The following is a 16,536-nucleotide window of genomic DNA, read 5'->3' as shown; positions in this document are numbered from 1 at the left end:
CTGCCCAAAAAACTATCGTTGTTATCTCTGCCACGCAATGCACCGCAAAGCCAAGCCAGCCCTGCATTTTTCGCCATAGGACCCGAGCGCGTCCCGGCCGGGTTACGTCAATCGACGTATACGCCAGCGTTAACAATGGTCCCAAGGTCAGCCTCCGTGACCCATCGCCGCCTGGGGGCGTGTTGGGCAAGCGAAATGAACGAGGGACAATAATGATGACTGGAAAACGCCTGATGCGCACGCTCATGGCAGTGGGCCTGCTGGCCGGCACTGCCCTGCCAGCCGTGCCGGCACTGGCGCAGGAAGACACCATCAAGGTGGGCATCCTGCATTCGCTTTCGGGCACGATGGCGATCTCGGAAACCACGCTCAAGGACACGATGCTGTTCCTGATCGACGAGCAGAACAAAAAGGGCGGCGTTCTGGGCAAGCAGCTCGAGCCGGTTGTCGTCGATATCGCTTCGGATTGGCCGCTGGCCGCCGAACTGGCCCGCCAGCTGATCGAAGTCGACAAGGTCGACGTGGTGTTCGGCTGCTGGACTTCGGTGTGCCGCAAATCGGTGCTGCCAGTGTTCGAGGAACTGAACGGGCTGCTGTTCTACCCCGTGCAATATGAGGGCGAAGAAAGCCAGCGCAACGTGTTCTACACCGGCGCCGCGCCCAATCAGCAGGCCATTCCGGCCGTCGATTACCTGGCCAATGAAGAAGGCGTCGAGCGCTGGGTTCTGGCCGGCACCGACTATGTTTATCCGCAAACCACCAACAAGATCCTTGAGCAATATCTCAAGGACAAGGGCGTGGCCGCTGAAGACATCATGGTCAACTACACCCCATTCGGGCATTCCGATTGGCAGACCATCGTTTCCGACATCAAGGCCTTCGGCTCGGCCGGCAAGAAGACTGCCGTGGTCTCCACCATCAATGGCGACGCCAACGTGCCGTTCTACCGCGAACTGGGCAACCAGGGCATCGACGCCGCCGACATTCCGGTCGTCGCCTTCTCGGTGGGTGAAGAAGAACTCGCCGGTCTCGACACCGCTCCGCTGGTGGGGCACCTGGCCGCCTGGAACTACTTCATGTCGGTCGATACCCCCGAAAACGAAGAGTTCATTGCCGCCTGGCAGGCCTTTATCGGCAGCACCGACCGCGTGACCAATGACCCGATGGAAGCCCATTACATCGGCTTCAACATGTGGGTGAAGGCCGTGGAAGCCGCCGGCACCACCGATAGCGATGCCGTCATCGACTCCATCATCGGCGTCGCCGTGCCGAACCTCTCCGGTGGCCTCGCCTCCATGGCGCCGAACCATCACATCACCAAGCCCGTGCTGATCGGCGAAATCCAGGATGATGGCCAGTTCGACATCGTCTACGAAACTCCTGGCCTCGTACTGGGCGACGAGTGGAGCGACTTCCTGCCTGAATCCAAGCCCCTGATCGCCGATTGGCGGGCGCCTCTGTCGTGCGGCAATTTCAACACCGCCACCATGACCTGCGGCGGCGCGACCACCCCATAAGCTGAAATCCCGGGGAAGGCGGCACACGCTGCCTTCCCCATTCTTGCCGTCTAACACCTGGAGAATGCCGATGTCCGTCAAGCGCCTGTCCGCCACCTTGCTGGCGCTGCTCATGCTGCTGATTGGCATTGTGCCCAGCCTGGCCCAGCCATCGGATGCCGAGCTCACCACCCTGATCGACGCCTTGGCGCCCGGCAGCTATTCCGACCGCGAAGCGGCCATTGCCGCCCTCGTCGCCACTGGCGACACCCGCGTCTCCCCCATTCTCAATACCCTCTCCGAGGGCAATCTCTATGTCGTGGAATCGACCGGCCGCGTCGTCTATGTCGAGCGCCAGGGCGACAATTACGCCACGACCGATCCGCTGACCGGCGCAGACCTGGGCGAAGTAGGCCGCCGCGACGCCGAGAAGGTGCGCGTCAACAATAACCTGCGCCGCGTCATCCGCTCCGCTATCGGGCAAATGACGCTGCTCAGCGACAATCCGGCGACACGCCGCGCCGCAACCCAATCGATCATGCGCGATGCCGACCCGGTCAATCTGCCGCTACTTGATGAAGCGCTCGCCGCCGAGACTGATCCCGGCATCAAGACGCTGATGCAAACCGCCCGCGCCTTTATCGTCCTGCAAGACCCTGCTGCCAGTATCGAGGAGCGCGAAGCCGCCGCGCCCGTGGTCGCCAAATCCGGCGATAGCTCGGCCATCACCGTGCTGCGCGGCGCCTTGGCCAATGCCCCAGATGCACTCAAGGCCGATATTCAGGCCAGCCTTGATGGCCTGAGCCGCGATGCGGCCGCCTGGGGCGCCGTGCAAAACGTCTGGTATGGCATCTCGCTCGGCTCGGTGCTGCTGCTGGCGGCCATTGGCCTCGCCATCACCTTTGGTGTGATGGGCGTGATCAACATGGCGCACGGCGAAATGGTGATGTTGGGCGCCTACACCACCTTCATGACGCAGGCGCTGATCCGCCAATATGCGCCGGGGCTGGCCGAATATTCGCTGGCCGTCGCCCTGCCTGCAGCATTCCTCTTCACCGCTTTGGTCGGCATCGCCATCGAACGCGGCGTGATCCGCTGGCTCTATGGAAGGCCGCTCGAAACCCTGCTCGCCACCTGGGGCATTTCGCTGATCCTGCAGCAATCGGTGCGCACCATTTTCGGGCCGACCAACCAGATGGTGTCCAATCCCAGCTGGATGTCGGGCTCGGTCGCCTTTTACGGGCTGTCGATCACCTGGAACCGCTTCTGGATCGTCATGTTCGCCATCGCGGTCTTCCTGATGCTGCTGATGATCCTCAACCGCACCCCGCTTGGCTTGCAAATGCGCGCCGTGACGCAAAACCGGCGCATGGCCTCGGCCATGGGAATCCGCACGCCGATGGTCGACGCGCTGACCTTCGGCCTGGGCTCGGGCATTGCCGGCCTCGCCGGCGTGGCGCTCAGCCAGATCGACAACGTCTCGCCCAATCTGGGCCAGGGCTACATCATCGATAGCTTCATGGTCGTGGTGTTCGGCGGGGTGGGTAATCTGTGGGGCACGCTGGTCGGCGCGCTCACGCTCGGCGTCGCCAACAAATTCCTCGAACCCTATGCCGGCGCCGTGCTCGGCAAAATCCTGATCCTGGTCATGATCATCCTCTTCATCCAGCGCCGGCCGCGCGGCCTCTTTGCCCTCAAGGGAAGGGCGATCGAGCAATGAGAATTTTGCCTAACACCAATTTTTCGGCCGTCGCCTCCCTCCCCCTTGAGGGGAGGGATCGAGGGTGGGGGTCCATCGGTGATCACTGCACCACCCCCTCCCTCAGCCCCTCCCCTCAAGGGGGAGGGGAGCACCAGGCCCGGAGCACCTCACCATGCTGACACAAGCCCTGTTCCGCGCCCTCGACACCAAAGCCTGGTGGCTGATCGGCATTTTGATTGCCGCTGCCATTCTGGTTCCAGCCAGCAATCTCCTGCTCTCGCCCGGCCAATTCGGCTATGTGCCGACCTACCTCGTGTCGCTGTTCGGCAAATATCTGAGCTACGCCATGCTGGCGCTCGCGCTCGACCTGGTCTGGGGCTATTGCGGCATTCTTTCGCTGGGCCATGGCGCCTTCTTCGCGCTCGGCGGCTATGGCATGGGCATGTATCTGATGCGCCAGATCGGCCCGCGCGGCGTCTATGGCAATCCCGTGCTGCCCGATTTCATGGTCTTCCTCAATTACAAGGAATTGCCCTGGTACTGGCTGGGCTTCGACAATTTCTGGTTCGCCATGCTGATGGTCATCCTGGTGCCGGGCATTCTCGCCTTTATCTTCGGCTTCCTCGCCTTCCGCAGCCGCGTCACCGGGGTCTATCTCTCCATCATCACCCAGGCGATGACCTTCGCCCTGCTGCTGGCCTTCTTCCGCAACGATATGGGCTTTGGCGGCAATAATGGCCTGACCGATTTCAAGGACATTCTGGGCCAGCCCATCGCAGCCCAGACCACTCGTGCCTCGCTCTTTGCCGCAACGGCCATCGCCTTGGCGCTGTCGATCTTCGTCTGCTCGATGATCGTCAATTCCAAGCTGGGCAAGGTCATGGTTGCCATCCGCGACGCCGAAAGCCGCACGCGGTTCCTGGGCTATCGCGTGGAATATGTGAAGCTTTTCGCCTTTACCGCCTCGGCCATCATGGCGGGCATTGCCGGCGCGCTCTATGTGCCGCAAGTAGGCATTATCAACCCATCCGAATTCGAGCCATCCAATTCCATCGAAGTAGTGATCTGGACGGCCGTGGGCGGGCGCGGCACCATTATCGGGCCGATCATCGGGGCCATCCTGGTCAATATGGGCAAATCCTACTTCACCAGCGCCCTGCCCGAATTCTGGCTCTTTGCCCTGGGCGCGCTCTTCGTCTTCGTCACCCTGTTCATGCCCAAGGGCATTGTCGGACTGATCGGCCAATGGCGCACCATGACCACCAAGCGCGAACAGGCGCCGCCCAATGCGGCCCTGCAGCCTTCTTCGCCGGAAACCTCGCAAGCCGCCGAACGCGGCGAAGACCCCTCGACCATGCTGGTCGAACCCAAGCCCGCGGAGTAAGACCATGGCCAAAGCAACAGACACCATGCTCTATCTCGACGGCGTCTCGGTCGCCTTCGACGGCTTCAAGGCGATCAACAATCTCTCCATCATCGTGCGGCCCGCCGAAATGCTCGCCATTATCGGCCCCAATGGCGCCGGCAAAACCACGATGATGGACATCATCACCGGCAAGACCCGCCCCGACTCTGGGGAGGTGCTGTTCGACGGGCGCACCGACCTGACCAAGCTCGATGAAGCCGCCATTGCCAATCTGGGCATCGGCCGCAAATTCCAGAAGCCCACCGTGTTCGAAAGCCAGACCGTGTGGGACAATATCGAAATGGCGCTGAAAAAGCCGCGCGGGGTCTTCGCCACCCTGTTCTATTCGGCCAGCGCCGACGACGTCGCCCGGATTGACGAAATCCTCGACACAGTGCGCCTCTCGGCCCGCAAGAACGACTTCGCCGCCAATCTCAGCCACGGACAAAAGCAATGGCTGGAGATCGGCATGCTGCTGGCACAGGACCCCAAATTGCTACTGGTCGACGAACCGGTGGCCGGCATGACCGATAGCGAAACCGTGGAAACCGCCAAACTGCTCAAGCAAATCGCCACCACCCGTTCGGTCGTGGTGGTGGAACACGACATGAGCTTCGTGCGCGACCTCGGCTCACGTGTCACCTGCCTCGCCGAAGGGTCAGTGCTGGCCGAAGGCAGCCTGGCTCAGGTCAGCGCCAATCCGGTGGTGATCGAACGCTATTTGGGACGCTGACATGACCGCACTCTCCATCCAATCCATCGATCTGCATTATGGCGCGGCGCAAGCGCTCAAGGCGGTGTCGCTTGAGTGCAAGCCCAATCGCATCACCGCCGTGCTTGGCCGCAACGGGGTCGGCAAATCATCGACGCTGCGCGCCATTACCGGGATCAATGCGATCTCGGCGGGCGACATCACCTTTGGCGATCAAGTGCTGAAAAAGTCCCCGCCCTATCGGCGCGCGCGCATGGGCATCGGTTATGTGCCGCAGGGGCGCGAGATTTTCCCGCTGCTGACGGTCAAGGAAAACCTCGAAACCGGCTATGCCGGCCTCAAGCGGGCCGACCGCAACATTCCCACCTACATTTTCGAGCTGTTCCCCGTGCTCAAATCCATGTTGAGCCGGCGGAGCGGCGACCTCTCGGGTGGCCAGCAACAGCAATTGGCCATTGGCCGTGCGCTGGTCACCCGACCCAAGGTTCTGGTGCTGGACGAGCCCACCGAAGGTATCCAGCCTTCCATCATCAAGGATATCGGCCGGGCGCTGCAATTTCTGCGCGACGAAAAGGGCATGACCATTCTGCTGGTCGAGCAATTTCTCGATTTCTGCCGTGAAATCGCCGACGATATCTACGTCATGGACCGTGGCGAAATCCAGCATGCGGGTCCCGCCAGCGATCTCGATCTGCCGGAGGTGCGACGCCATTTGATGGTCTAGAAACGCAAAACGCCCGGCACGAATGCCGGACGCCTTTTCTCAAGGGAGATCGAACCCCTGATTACATGGCCGTCACCAAGCCTGCTTCTACGCAGGCTTCCAGGGTCAGGTTGTCGAGATCAACCGTAGTGGTTGCGTTGGCCGCCTCGTTTGGAAGCGGAGCATCCGGAGTGGCAGCGTCACCAGCGTCTTTTACCGTCTCGTCGCCGGCTTTGGTATCGGCCAGCGATGCAGTATCGTCGGCAGTCTTGAGTTCATCGCAGCGTTGCTGCACGGCAGGAAGGTCAGCTTCCGGAACAGCCGCTCCGTTGAGCATGGTCTGGGCGAAAGCCGGACCGGACACAGCGAACGCAGCGGTAAGCGCAAGGGCCGACAGAGTAGTTTTGAGGTTCATTTTTCTTTTCCTATCAAAATTATCCAAGGCAGAGCCTGTGCACCCACCAGAAACGCCGTCCCGTGCAAATCGTTGCCAATAACATCGTGAAAATGCAGCGCGCACGCGGAGTTGGTAGAATTACAACCAAGCTTCGCGACGACGCCACGCACCTGCAAACGCTCTATCAGGAAGGCTGCGCCAAGATCCGCCTGCCCCATACGCATGACCTCAGTCTCGATGCCGTTTTGATCAATACAGCAGGCGGTTTGACCGGCGGCGATCACATGCGCTGGGAGGCCGAAATCGCTCCCGGCAGCCGGGCCACAATCACCACCCAGGCCTGTGAACGCATCTATCGTTCTACCGGCGCGGTCGCAGAGGTGGAAACCCAACTCAAGGTCGGGGCGGACGCCCATCTCGATTGGCTGCCGCAGGAAACCATTCTTTTTGCCGCCAGCCGCTTCCAGCGCCGCATCGACATCGACCTCGCACCAGGCGCCAGCCTCACGGCCATCGAGGCGGTATTGCTGGGGCGCGATGCCATGGGCGAAGAGGCCCGCGACGCCATTTTCCGCGACACCTGGCGCATCCGCCGCAACGGTCGGCTGGTGCATGCCGAGGCCACCCATATCGACGGCTCCGGCCCTGCCCGTGACAATCCGGCGCTATTGGCGGGCACGCGGGCCTTCGCCACCATCCTCCATTTCGGCCCCAATCTGGCGGGCCGGCTCGATCAGGTCCGGGCGCTGCTGCCCGCAGATGCCACGGCCGCCGCCAGCGTCACGGGGGAGCGTCTTGTCATACGAGCCATGGCAAATTCCGGGCTTGCGCTCCGCCGCATGATCGTTCCAATTCTTGGCGCACTTTCCCGCGCCGGCAGCCTGCCGCGACTTTGGCACCTTTAGGACATTCCGATGAACCTCACCCCGCGCGAAAAAGACAAATTGCTGATCGCCATGGCCGCGATCGTGGCTCGCAAGCGCCTCGAGCGGGGCGTCAAGCTCAACCATCCCGAGGCCATTGCGCTGATCACCGATTTCGTCGTCGAAGGCGCCCGCGACGGCCGCCCGGTGGCCGAACTGATGGAAGCCGGAGCCCATGTCATCAGCCGCGAACAGGTGATGGAGGGCATCCCCGAAATGATCCACGACATCCAGGTGGAAGCCACCTTCCCCGACGGCACCAAGCTCGTCACCGTCCACCAGCCCATTCGTTAGGAGCCCCGGCATGATCCCCGGTGAAATCATCCCCAAATCCGGCGACATCGAACTCAATGTCGGCGCACCCCAGATCACTATCGAGGTCGCCAATACCGGCGACCGGCCGATCCAGGTCGGCTCGCACTATCATTTCTACGAAACCAATGCCGGATTGCGCTTCGATCGCGAACAGGCGCGGGGCATGCGGCTCGATATCGCCGCCGGCACGGCAGTCCGCTTCGAACCCGGCCAGACGCGCGAAGTCCGGCTGGTACCGCTCGGCGGCAGCCGCATCGTCTACGGCTTCCGCCAACACATTATGGGACAACTCTAAGACAATGACCGACAAGACTATCTCCGAGGCCGCCATTCTCGACCTGCGCCAGCGTCTCGCCGCCATCCTCACCGACCTCAATGCAGCCGGCCTTGAAGATGGCGAAGCCATGTTCCTGCTGGGCGGAACCGTTACCGGCCTTGTCGATCGCGGCGGCGCCACCGATTGGAAAAGCTTCAAGCAGGGCCTGCCCGCCGCCGATTTCGCGCGCCTGCTCAAGCAGGTCGAAACCGAGGGCAACCAATTGGTCGCCGATGGCAAGCACAAGGCCGCCTATGCATTGCAGGCGCTCGCCGTATCGCTGGTCGCGAGCCGCCAGGACGACAAGGTGCTGCGCGATGGCGAGCAATTGCTGGATGCCGTGATCGACACCACCGTCGCCAATTTCCGCAAGCACGCCAAGCCCACCCCGTCCAAGGCCCACTAAGCCGGAGTTACCATGCCCGCCCGCATTTCCCGCGCCACCTATGCCGACATGTATGGCCCGACCACCGGTGACAAGGTGCGCCTGGCCGATACCGAACTCTTCGTCGAGGTGGAAAAGGATTTCACCATCTATGGCGAAGAGGTCAAATTCGGCGGCGGCAAGGTGATCCGCGACGGCATGGGCCAGAGCCAGCGCACGCGGGCCGAAGGCGCCGTCGATACGGTCATCACCAATGCGCTGATCATCGACCATTCCGGCATCTACAAGGCCGATATCGGCCTCAAGGACGGGCTGATCGCTGGTATCGGCAAGGCGGGCAACCCCGATACCCAGCCGGGCGTCACCATCATTATCGGCCCCTCGACCGAAGTGATCGCCAGCGAAGGGCGCATCATCACGGCAGGCGGGTTCGACGCCCATATCCACTTCATCTGCCCCCAGCAGATCGACGAAGCCCTGATGAGCGGAGTGACCACCATGCTGGGCGGCGGTTCAGGCCCCGCCCATGGCACGCTCGCCACCACCTGCACCGGCGCCTGGCATGCCCAGCGCATGATCGAAAGCTTTGACGGTTTTGCGATGAACCTGGCCCTGGCCGGCAAGGGCAATGCCTCCCTGCCCGCCCCGCTGGCCGAAATGATCCTGGCCGGCGTCTCCTCGCTCAAGCTGCACGAGGACTGGGGCACCACCCCGGCGACCATCGACAATTGCCTCTCGGTTGCCGACGAATATGACGTGCAGGTGATGATCCACACCGACACGCTCAACGAAAGCGGGTTCGTGGAAGACACCATCGCCGCCTTCAAGGGCCGCACCATCCACGCCTTCCACACCGAGGGCGCGGGCGGTGGTCATGCGCCCGATATCCTGCGGGTTGCCGGGCTGCCCAATGTCATCCCCTCCTCCACCAACCCCACCCGGCCCTATACGCAGAACACCATTGCCGAGCATCTCGATATGCTCATGGTGTGCCACCACCTCTCGCCCTCCATCCCCGAAGACGTGGCTTTCGCCGAAAGCCGTATCCGCAAGGAAACCATCGCGGCCGAGGACATCCTGCACGATATCGGCGCGCTCTCGATCATCTCCTCGGACAGCCAGGCCATGGGCCGGGTCGGCGAGGTGATGATCCGCACCTGGCAGACCGCCGACAAGATGAAGAAGCAGCGCGGCCGGCTGGCCGAGGAAACCGGCGAAAACGACAATTTCCGCGTCAAGCGCTATATCGCCAAATACACCATCAACCCGGCAATCGCCCATGGCCTCAGCCGCCATATCGGCTCGGTCGAGGTCGGCAAGCGCGCCGACCTGGCGATGTGGAGCCCCGCCTTTTTCGGCGTGAAGCCCGAAATGGTGCTGCTGGGCGGCTCGATTGCCGCCGCGCCCATGGGCGACCCCAATGCATCCATCCCCACGCCCCAGCCCATGCATTACCGGCCGATGTTTGCCTCCTTCGGCAAGCTGCGGACCAGTTCGTCGGTGACCTTCGTTTCCCAAGCCGCCCATGACGATGGCCTGCGCGGCAAGCTGGGCGTCGAAAAGCAATTGCTGCCCGTCTCCAATACGCGCGGCGGCATCGGCAAGTCGGCCATGATCCACAATTCGGCAACCCCAGTCATCGAGGTCGATCCCGAAACCTATGAAGTGCGTGCCGACGGCGTTTTGCTGACCTGCGAACCGGCAACAACGCTGCCCATGGCGCAGCGCTACTTCCTGTTCTGAGGCGATTGCGCTTGGCGTAGAACGGAATAGTCTCGGCCCCGCGGCAATGGGTCCGCTGGGGTTTGGGGCATTCAAATGATCTACGTTTTTGCAGTGCTTATCGGCGTGGTGGCAGGCCTGCGGGCCATGACACCGCTGGCGGCGATCAGCTGGGGCGCCTATCTCGGCTGGCTCGACTTTTCCGGCACCGCTTTCAGTTTCATCGGCGCGCTGCCCACCGTCATCATCCTGACCATCGTGGCCATTGCCGAATTGGTCAGCGACCAATTGCCGAACACGCCCAGCCGCAAGGTGCCGATGCAATTCGGCGCCCGCATCGTGCTGGGCGCGCTCAGCGGCGCTCTGCTTCTGCCGGGCAACTGGATCATTGGCGCCATATTGGGCGCGGTCGGCGCCGTTCTCGGCACTCTCGGTGGCGCCGAGGCCCGCTCTCGCCTTGCCGCTTCCTTTGGTAGTGATCGCCCCGCGGCCCTCCTGGAAGACGCTGTGGCAATTATCGCGGCTCTGCTGATCGTCTATCTCGTGTGATGGCTTGGTGGCGGCGATCCGGATGCGCTAAGCTCCTGCCAGCACAGGAGACTTGCCGTGATCTACGTCGTCGCCACCCTTCGCATCAGGCCGGAATCGCTGGAGGCCATGGCTGAAGCGGCCATTCCGGCGATAGCGGCAACACGGCGCGAACCCGGCTGCCGCTTTTATGACATGCATGCCAGCATCACCGACCCGGAACGCGTGACCTTTATCGAACGCTGGAGCACCCGCGCGGCGCTCGAAGCCCATTTCGCCAGCACCCATGTCGCGGCCTTTCTGGCAGCAAGCCAACGGCATGTGGTCGCCAGCACGATCGAAATCATCCATCCCGAGCGGGTGGAAAGTCTCTGATCCAAATTCTGCCGCCTGCACGGTCCAGCATCCGCCTTGGACAAAAGAGGAGACAGCGCCAAGATGACGACCATGACCAAGACGATTCTCGCCGCAGTATTGCTTCTGGCCGGCGCCGCAACCGCCGCGCATGGGGTCGAGGCCTCCCTGTCGATCACCCTGGGAACCGACGCTTCTGCCGATATCCAAAAACGCACCGTGAACTATGAATGCGGCGACGGCGCCCCCATCTCCGCCGATTATATCAATGCCTCGCCCAATTTCCTGGCCTTGCTCAACGTGCCCGAGGAAACCGAAAAACTGGTCTTCGCCTCCACCGTTTCGGCTTCCGGCGTGCGCTATGTGTCGGGCAAATGGGCCTGGTGGACGCAAGGGCCCGAAGCCAGCCTCTACGACACCACGTTGGGCGAAGACGCGGCCGCGGTCAGCACCTGTTCCGAAGCCAGCGACGCACCCTGAGCCAGCATGGATCCCCAGCCCATCCATCCGGAGCTTTTCCCGCATATCCGCATCGTCATGGGCATGGTTATCGGCCTTGGCATCACCCGTCTGCTGATGGGTGTTGCCGGGTTGATCCAGCATCCTCATCGCAACAAGCCCTCGACCATTCACCTGCTATGGGTCGGCTCCATCCTGGTGGAACTGGTGCTGTTCTGGTGGTGGGAATTCGCCCTCTTCCAGATCAATAGCTGGTCATTCGGGCTCTTCTTCTTCCTGATTTTCTATGCCGTGACGCTGTTCCTGCTGGCGGCGCTGCTCTTTCCCGACAACATCACCGAATATGCCGGCTATGAGGACTTTTTCCTCAAGCGCCGCAAATGGTTCTTCGGACTTCTTGCTGCGACCTTCGTCTTCGATTCCATCGATACGCTGATCAAGGGCGAGGAACATTGGGAACGCTTCGGGCCGGACTATTTCCTGCAGGTGCCGTTTGGCCTGGTATTGTGCGCGCTGGGCATCTGGTCGGGCAAAAAACGCCTGCACGTCGCCATACCGTCCCTGCACATCGGCTATCAGCTCTATTGGATCATCAAGGTCTTCAACACGATGACCTGACGCGCTAGGGTGTTTCCGGGCCGGGAAGCCTCGTTACCGTCGGAAAGTCTATGATGCTTCGTGCCGTTTCCATCCTGCCGCCAGACCATGGGCAGGGCGCGCCTTTCGACCTCGTTGTTCTCGAACATGACGAACGCCGCCTGCGGCGCAAATTGCTGCGCCTGCGCGGGGGTGCCGAAGTCATGGTGGATTTCCCCCAGACCGTCACCCTCGAACACAAGAGCGCCCTCCTGCTCGATGATGGCAGGCTGGTGGAAATCATCGCCGCCGAGGAACTGCTCTATGAGGTCCGCGGCCGCGACGCGGCCCATCTCGTGCGGCTGGCCTGGCATATCGGCAACCGCCACACTTCGGCGCAGCTCGAAGCCGGCCGTATCCTGATCAAGCGCGATCATGTGCTCAAGGCCATGCTGGAGGGCCTGGGCGCCAGCGTGAGCAATGTCACCGAGCCCTTCTATGCCGAGCATGGCGCCTATCACAGCCACGGCGATGCCGGCCACGCGCTGCTGGCGCGATGAGCGATCTGCAAAAACTGCTCACCTGGCTGTCGCCGGCCTTCCCGGTCGGCGCCTTCGCCTGGTCGGCAGGGCTCGAAGCGGCCATCGTCAAAGGCGTGGTGATTGACCGCACCACGACCCAGCAATGGGTCGAGGGCATTCTCGCCCATGGCGGCCTGCGCACCGACGCCATCCTGTTCGCGCATGCCCATCGCGGCAGCACGGACGCGACGGCCCTGCGGGAGCTTGCCGATCTCTGCCTCGCCCTGACGCCGGCCCGCGAACGCCATGACGAAACGACGATCATCGGCGAGGCCTTTGCGACCGCCGCCAAGGCCTGGCCATCGCCCGTATTCGATCTGCTGCCGCATCCCTGCCCCTACCCCATCGCGGTTGGTGCAATCGCAGCAGCGCATAGCATCGAGCTCAATGCCGCGCTCACGGCCTATCTCACCGCCAGCGTGCATAGCCAGGTCTCCGTGGCCGTGCGCCTGATCCCCATCGGCCAGTCCGATGGCCTTGCCATCATGGCCGCGCTGGAAGGTCCCATTTCCGAAATGGCTGTGCTGTGCGAGCATGCGGTGCTGGACGATATCGGCTCCATCGCCTATGCCGCAGATATTGCCCAAATGGCCCACGAAACTCTGACCACGAGAATTTTCCGCTCATGAGCATGCTGATTTCCGCATTCATGTTCATCGCCTTGCTGGCCGTGTCCTTTGCCCATCTGCTCTGGTCCTTCGGTCGCACCTGGCCGATCCGCGACGAAAAGCTGCTCGCCCAGACCGTGGTGGGCTTTCGCGATGTCCAGCGCATGCCCCCGCGCCTCGCTTCTTTCGCGGTAGCAGTTGCGACCTTGGCCGCCGGCATTATTGCCCTCGCCCTGGCCGATCATGACAGCGGCGGCACGGCCCTGACGCTGCTCGGCATTCCCCTCGCCGCCGTTTTCCTGGCCCGCGGCATCATCGGCTACACGCCCTGGTGGGCCAACCAGACGCCCGAGCCGAATTTCCGGCTGAACGACAGCCGCGTCTATTCGCCCCTCTGCCTGTTCCTGGGCATAGGCTTTATCGCACTCGTCATCATGAGGCTGCTATGAAATCACTGAATGGCCCCCTGCGCATCGGCATTGGCGGCCCGGTCGGCTCCGGCAAGACGACGCTTTGTGAAATGCTGCTCAAGGCATTGCGTGACCGCTATTCCATGGCCGTGGTCACCAATGATATCTATACCCGCGAGGACGCACTGATCCTCGCCCGGGTGCAGGCCATTTCCGAAGACCGCATTGTAGGTGTCGAAACCGGCGGCTGCCCGCACACCGCCATCCGCGAAGATGCCTCGCTTAATCTCGCCGCCATCGACGATCTCAACCGCAAATTCCCCGATCTCGACATCATCCTGATCGAAAGCGGCGGCGACAATCTGGCGGCAACTTTCTCGCCCGATCTGGCCGATCTCACCATCTATGTCATCTCGGTCGCCCAGGGCGAAAAAATCCCGCGCAAGGGCGGCCCCGCCATCTCGCGCTCCGACCTGCTGGTGATCACCCATACCGATCTGGCCCAATATGTCGGGGCCAGCCTCGACGTCATGGAAAGCGACACGCAGAAGGTGCGCGAGAGCCGGCCCTATGTCTTTACCGACCTGTTGCGGCGCGAAAGCCTCGACCAGATCATCGCCTTCATCGAAAAGGCCGGCGGGTTCGTCGACGCCCAGGCCGCCGAATAAAAAGGCGCCGGACCCTGTGCATAGTCCGGCGCCATTTATCAACCCGCAAGGGACGAAGCAGGCGACAGCGGCAAGGTGCGCTGCGGTCGCGGCGAATGTTCGGGCAATTAGCGGAATTGTTCAGGCGTGATTGCGGCTTTGCGGTGGTGCACCCCCATAGGGGCAAGGCTAAGCCCTGACCAGTGCCACCACCGAGCGGGGCGTCAGCGTCGCGGTGCCTTCCGAAAACGCGACATCGACCATGCTGTCCGATTGCACCCCCACCGCCCAATTCCCCTCGGGCAGGCGCGCCACCACCGGCTCGGCGCGGCGGTTGAACCAGACCAGCACCTCGTCATCCTTGTTGCGCAGATGCATGCCCAGCACCGATCCGGCTGAATCGCGCCAATCGCCTTCATTCATCTCGCGCCCTTCCGGGTGCAACCAGACCACGTCGCGCACGCCATTCTTGTCCTGGCCGGTGAGGAAATGGTCATGCGTCAGCGCCGAATGGGCCTTGCGGAAGCCATTCACGGCAGCGACGAAATCCACCAGGTCCCCATCGGCGGCTTCCCAATCGAGCCAGGTGATTTCATTGTCCTGCGCATAGGCATTGTTATTGCCCTGCTGGGTGCGGAACATTTCGTCGCCCTGCTGCAACAGCGGGGTGCCGCGCGACAGGAAAAGCGTGGCCAGCAGCGCCCGCACATCGCGCTTGCGCGCCGCATTGATGGCCGCATCATCCGTCTCGCCCTCGACGCCACAATTCCACGATTGATTGTGGTTGTGCCCGTCGCGATTACCCTCGCCATTGGCCTCGTTGTGCTTGTCGCTATAGGTGACGAGGTCCCGCAGGGTGAAACCGTCATGCACGGCCAGCATGTTGACGCCATTGCTGGGCTTGCGGCCGGCGCTGTCGAAAATCTCCGCCGAACCCGCAGCCTTGCCGGCCAGCGCGCCGATCTTGCCATCCTCGCCCCGCCAGAAGCCGCGGATCTCGTCGCGATAGGTATCGTTGTGCTCTTTGAATTCCTTGCCGAACTGGCCCAGGTGATAGCCACCGGGACCCGGGTCCCAGGGCTCGGCGACCAGGATGCACTGGCTCAGGATTGGATCGGCCTTGATCTTCTTGAGCATTTCGGCGTTCGGATTGAACCCCGGCTCGCGCCCCAAAACGGTCGCCAGGTCGAACCGGAAGCCGGAAACGCCCATCTCCTCGACCCAATAGCGCAAGCTATCGATCACCAGCCGTTGCGTCGCGGGATGATCGCAGCGCAGCGTATTGCCCGTGCCGGTATCGTTGACGAGGTGCTGCTTGCCGTCGACTTCGACAAATCGGTAATAAGTCTTGGCGTCGAGACCCATGAGGCTGAGCATCGGGCCATCCGCATCCCCCTCCCCGGTATGGTTGTAAACCACGTCCAGGATCACCGAGATGCCGTTCTTGCGGTAGAGATCGGTCATATTCCGCAATTCATGCGGCCCGCGTGGCGCCAGGCGCGGATCAATGGCCGAATAGGCCACCGGATTGTAGCCCCAGGCATTGGTCAGGCCCAGCGCGGGCAGATGCCCCTCATCGATCCAGGCCGCCGTCGGCATGAGTTGCAATGTATCGACGCCAATGAATTTCAGATGATCGATCACCCGCTGGGTGGTCAGCGCAGCAACAGTGCCGCGCAACGGCCCCTGTACGCTGGGGTGCCGCATGGTGTAGCCACGCACATTCATTTCATAGAACAGCCCCGGCGCCTTCTTGCGCGGCAGCACCAATTCGTCATTGGGCGTAACCACAATGGCCTTGGGCACCAGCGGGGCCGTATCGACCGCCTCGGCCCGATCCAGCCGCAGCCGGGGCGAACGGACAAAGACCCGGTCGAGGCGTTTCGCATAAGGATCGACCAGCAGCTTTTGCGGATCGAAGAACAGCCCCTGATCGGGATTGTATTCGCCGTCCGCCCGCAAGCCATAGCGTGTTCCCGCACCCAGCCCGGCAATGAGCCCGGCATGGATGTGATCGCGATGCACGTCCAGCTCGAACCGGTCGGTTTCCTCGTCCTGCTCGTTATAGATCGACACCCAGATCGCAGAGGCGCTTTCGGAATAGACGGCGAAATTGACGCCCTCCCCGGTCAGCGTTGCGCCAAGTCGATCCGTCGTCCCGCCATTGGGGACCAGTTCTGGTTTCATAAGTCGTCCGATATCAGGGCAAGCCGCGAGCACCGAAAATCGATGCTCGCGGAACACTTGCGACTACAAAAATCTAGAGCCGGGGCTTTGACGCCGTCAATTCGGCCGGC

At 62.2% G+C, this 16,536-nt stretch carries 20 protein-coding genes; 18 read left to right on the top strand and 2 right to left on the bottom strand.

Going from position 1 to position 16,536, the window contains the following annotated elements; translation table 11 throughout:
• Positions 1 to 245: 245 nt before the first annotated feature.
• From urtA to urtE, 5 genes are all read left to right on the top strand, one after another.
• Positions 246 to 1,517, top strand: coding sequence for an urea ABC transporter substrate-binding protein (urtA, locus tag QQL79_RS03800; RefSeq protein ID WP_284392812.1), 1,272 nt, complete (start codon positions 246 to 248; stop codon positions 1,515 to 1,517).
• 70 nt (positions 1,518 to 1,587) lie between these two features.
• Positions 1,588 to 3,216 (top strand): urea ABC transporter permease subunit UrtB, encoded by a 1,629-nt coding sequence (gene urtB, locus QQL79_RS03795; protein ID WP_370461176.1) that lies wholly within the window; start codon positions 1,588 to 1,590, stop codon positions 3,214 to 3,216.
• Between the two features lie 154 nt (positions 3,217 to 3,370).
• On the top strand, positions 3,371 to 4,582 hold the full coding sequence (gene urtC / locus QQL79_RS03790) for an urea ABC transporter permease subunit UrtC (protein ID WP_284388064.1): 1,212 nt from the start codon (positions 3,371 to 3,373) through the stop codon (positions 4,580 to 4,582).
• 4 nt (positions 4,583 to 4,586) lie between these two features.
• Positions 4,587 to 5,336, top strand: coding sequence for an urea ABC transporter ATP-binding protein UrtD (gene urtD / locus QQL79_RS03785; protein WP_284388061.1), 750 nt, complete (start codon positions 4,587 to 4,589; stop codon positions 5,334 to 5,336).
• Between the two features lies 1 nt (position 5,337).
• Positions 5,338 to 6,039 (top strand): urea ABC transporter ATP-binding subunit UrtE, encoded by a 702-nt coding sequence (urtE, locus tag QQL79_RS03780; RefSeq protein ID WP_284388059.1) that lies wholly within the window; start codon positions 5,338 to 5,340, stop codon positions 6,037 to 6,039.
• A gap of 61 nt (positions 6,040 to 6,100) precedes the next feature.
• On the opposite strand, the gene QQL79_RS03775 is transcribed toward urtE, so the two are convergent.
• Positions 6,101 to 6,433 (bottom strand): hypothetical protein, encoded by a 333-nt coding sequence (locus QQL79_RS03775; RefSeq protein ID WP_284388057.1) that lies wholly within the window; start codon positions 6,431 to 6,433, stop codon positions 6,101 to 6,103.
• Between the two features lie 92 nt (positions 6,434 to 6,525).
• On the opposite strand from QQL79_RS03775, the gene QQL79_RS03770 reads away from it, so the two are divergent.
• From QQL79_RS03770 to ureG, 13 genes are all read left to right on the top strand, one after another.
• Positions 6,526 to 7,320: an urease accessory protein UreD gene (locus QQL79_RS03770; RefSeq protein WP_284388055.1), complete on the top strand. Its 795-nt coding sequence runs from the start codon at positions 6,526 to 6,528 to the stop codon at positions 7,318 to 7,320.
• Positions 7,321 to 7,329: 9 nt separating this feature from the next.
• The gene (locus QQL79_RS03765) at positions 7,330 to 7,632 is read left to right on the top strand and encodes an urease subunit gamma (RefSeq protein WP_284388053.1); all 303 of its coding nucleotides are present in this window, start codon (positions 7,330 to 7,332) and stop codon (positions 7,630 to 7,632) included.
• 10 nt (positions 7,633 to 7,642) lie between these two features.
• A complete protein-coding gene (locus tag QQL79_RS03760) occupies positions 7,643 to 7,948 on the top strand; it encodes an urease subunit beta (protein WP_284388051.1) in 306 nt (101 codons plus the stop codon).
• 4 nt (positions 7,949 to 7,952) lie between these two features.
• Positions 7,953 to 8,375 (top strand): hypothetical protein, encoded by a 423-nt coding sequence (locus tag QQL79_RS03755; protein ID WP_284388048.1) that lies wholly within the window; start codon positions 7,953 to 7,955, stop codon positions 8,373 to 8,375.
• A 12-nt stretch (positions 8,376 to 8,387) separates the two neighbouring features.
• Positions 8,388 to 10,097 carry an urease subunit alpha gene (gene ureC / locus QQL79_RS03750; RefSeq protein WP_284388046.1) on the top strand — a complete coding sequence of 570 codons (1,710 nt, stop codon included), beginning with the start codon at positions 8,388 to 8,390 and terminating at the stop codon, positions 10,095 to 10,097.
• Between the two features lie 75 nt (positions 10,098 to 10,172).
• Complete coding sequence (locus QQL79_RS03745; RefSeq protein ID WP_284388044.1) at positions 10,173 to 10,625, top strand: DUF4126 family protein; 453 nt, start codon at positions 10,173 to 10,175, stop codon at positions 10,623 to 10,625.
• Positions 10,626 to 10,682: 57 nt separating this feature from the next.
• Positions 10,683 to 10,979: a putative quinol monooxygenase gene (locus QQL79_RS03740; protein ID WP_284388042.1), complete on the top strand. Its 297-nt coding sequence runs from the start codon at positions 10,683 to 10,685 to the stop codon at positions 10,977 to 10,979.
• A 63-nt stretch (positions 10,980 to 11,042) separates the two neighbouring features.
• The gene (locus QQL79_RS03735; RefSeq protein WP_284388040.1) at positions 11,043 to 11,438 is read left to right on the top strand and encodes an MliC family protein; all 396 of its coding nucleotides are present in this window, start codon (positions 11,043 to 11,045) and stop codon (positions 11,436 to 11,438) included.
• Between the two features lie 6 nt (positions 11,439 to 11,444).
• Complete coding sequence (locus tag QQL79_RS03730; protein WP_284388038.1) at positions 11,445 to 12,035, top strand: hypothetical protein; 591 nt, start codon at positions 11,445 to 11,447, stop codon at positions 12,033 to 12,035.
• A gap of 50 nt (positions 12,036 to 12,085) precedes the next feature.
• On the top strand, positions 12,086 to 12,553 hold the full coding sequence (locus QQL79_RS03725) for an urease accessory protein UreE (protein WP_284388036.1): 468 nt from the start codon (positions 12,086 to 12,088) through the stop codon (positions 12,551 to 12,553).
• On the top strand, positions 12,550 to 13,203 hold the full coding sequence (locus tag QQL79_RS03720) for an urease accessory protein UreF (RefSeq protein ID WP_284388034.1): 654 nt from the start codon (positions 12,550 to 12,552) through the stop codon (positions 13,201 to 13,203). The genes QQL79_RS03725 and QQL79_RS03720 overlap by 4 nt, the downstream gene beginning before the upstream one ends.
• Positions 13,200 to 13,631 carry a DUF3995 domain-containing protein gene (locus QQL79_RS03715; protein WP_284388032.1) on the top strand — a complete coding sequence of 144 codons (432 nt, stop codon included), beginning with the start codon at positions 13,200 to 13,202 and terminating at the stop codon, positions 13,629 to 13,631. The genes QQL79_RS03720 and QQL79_RS03715 overlap by 4 nt, the downstream gene beginning before the upstream one ends.
• Positions 13,628 to 14,260 (top strand): urease accessory protein UreG, encoded by a 633-nt coding sequence (ureG, locus tag QQL79_RS03710; protein ID WP_284388030.1) that lies wholly within the window; start codon positions 13,628 to 13,630, stop codon positions 14,258 to 14,260. The genes QQL79_RS03715 and ureG overlap by 4 nt, the downstream gene beginning before the upstream one ends.
• Before the next feature lie 168 nt (positions 14,261 to 14,428).
• Here ureG and glgX read toward each other — a convergent pair whose 3' ends face one another.
• A complete protein-coding gene (glgX, locus tag QQL79_RS03705) occupies positions 14,429 to 16,426 on the bottom strand; it encodes a glycogen debranching protein GlgX (RefSeq protein WP_284388029.1) in 1,998 nt (665 codons plus the stop codon).
• Between the last annotated feature and the right edge of the window lie 110 nt (positions 16,427 to 16,536).

The organism is Devosia yakushimensis, assembly GCF_030159855.1.
In the GTDB taxonomy this organism is placed as follows: domain Bacteria; phylum Pseudomonadota; class Alphaproteobacteria; order Rhizobiales; family Devosiaceae; genus Devosia; species Devosia yakushimensis.
Note: the sequence above shows the minus strand (reverse complement) of the source record. Positions and strands in the feature narration are given on the sequence as shown.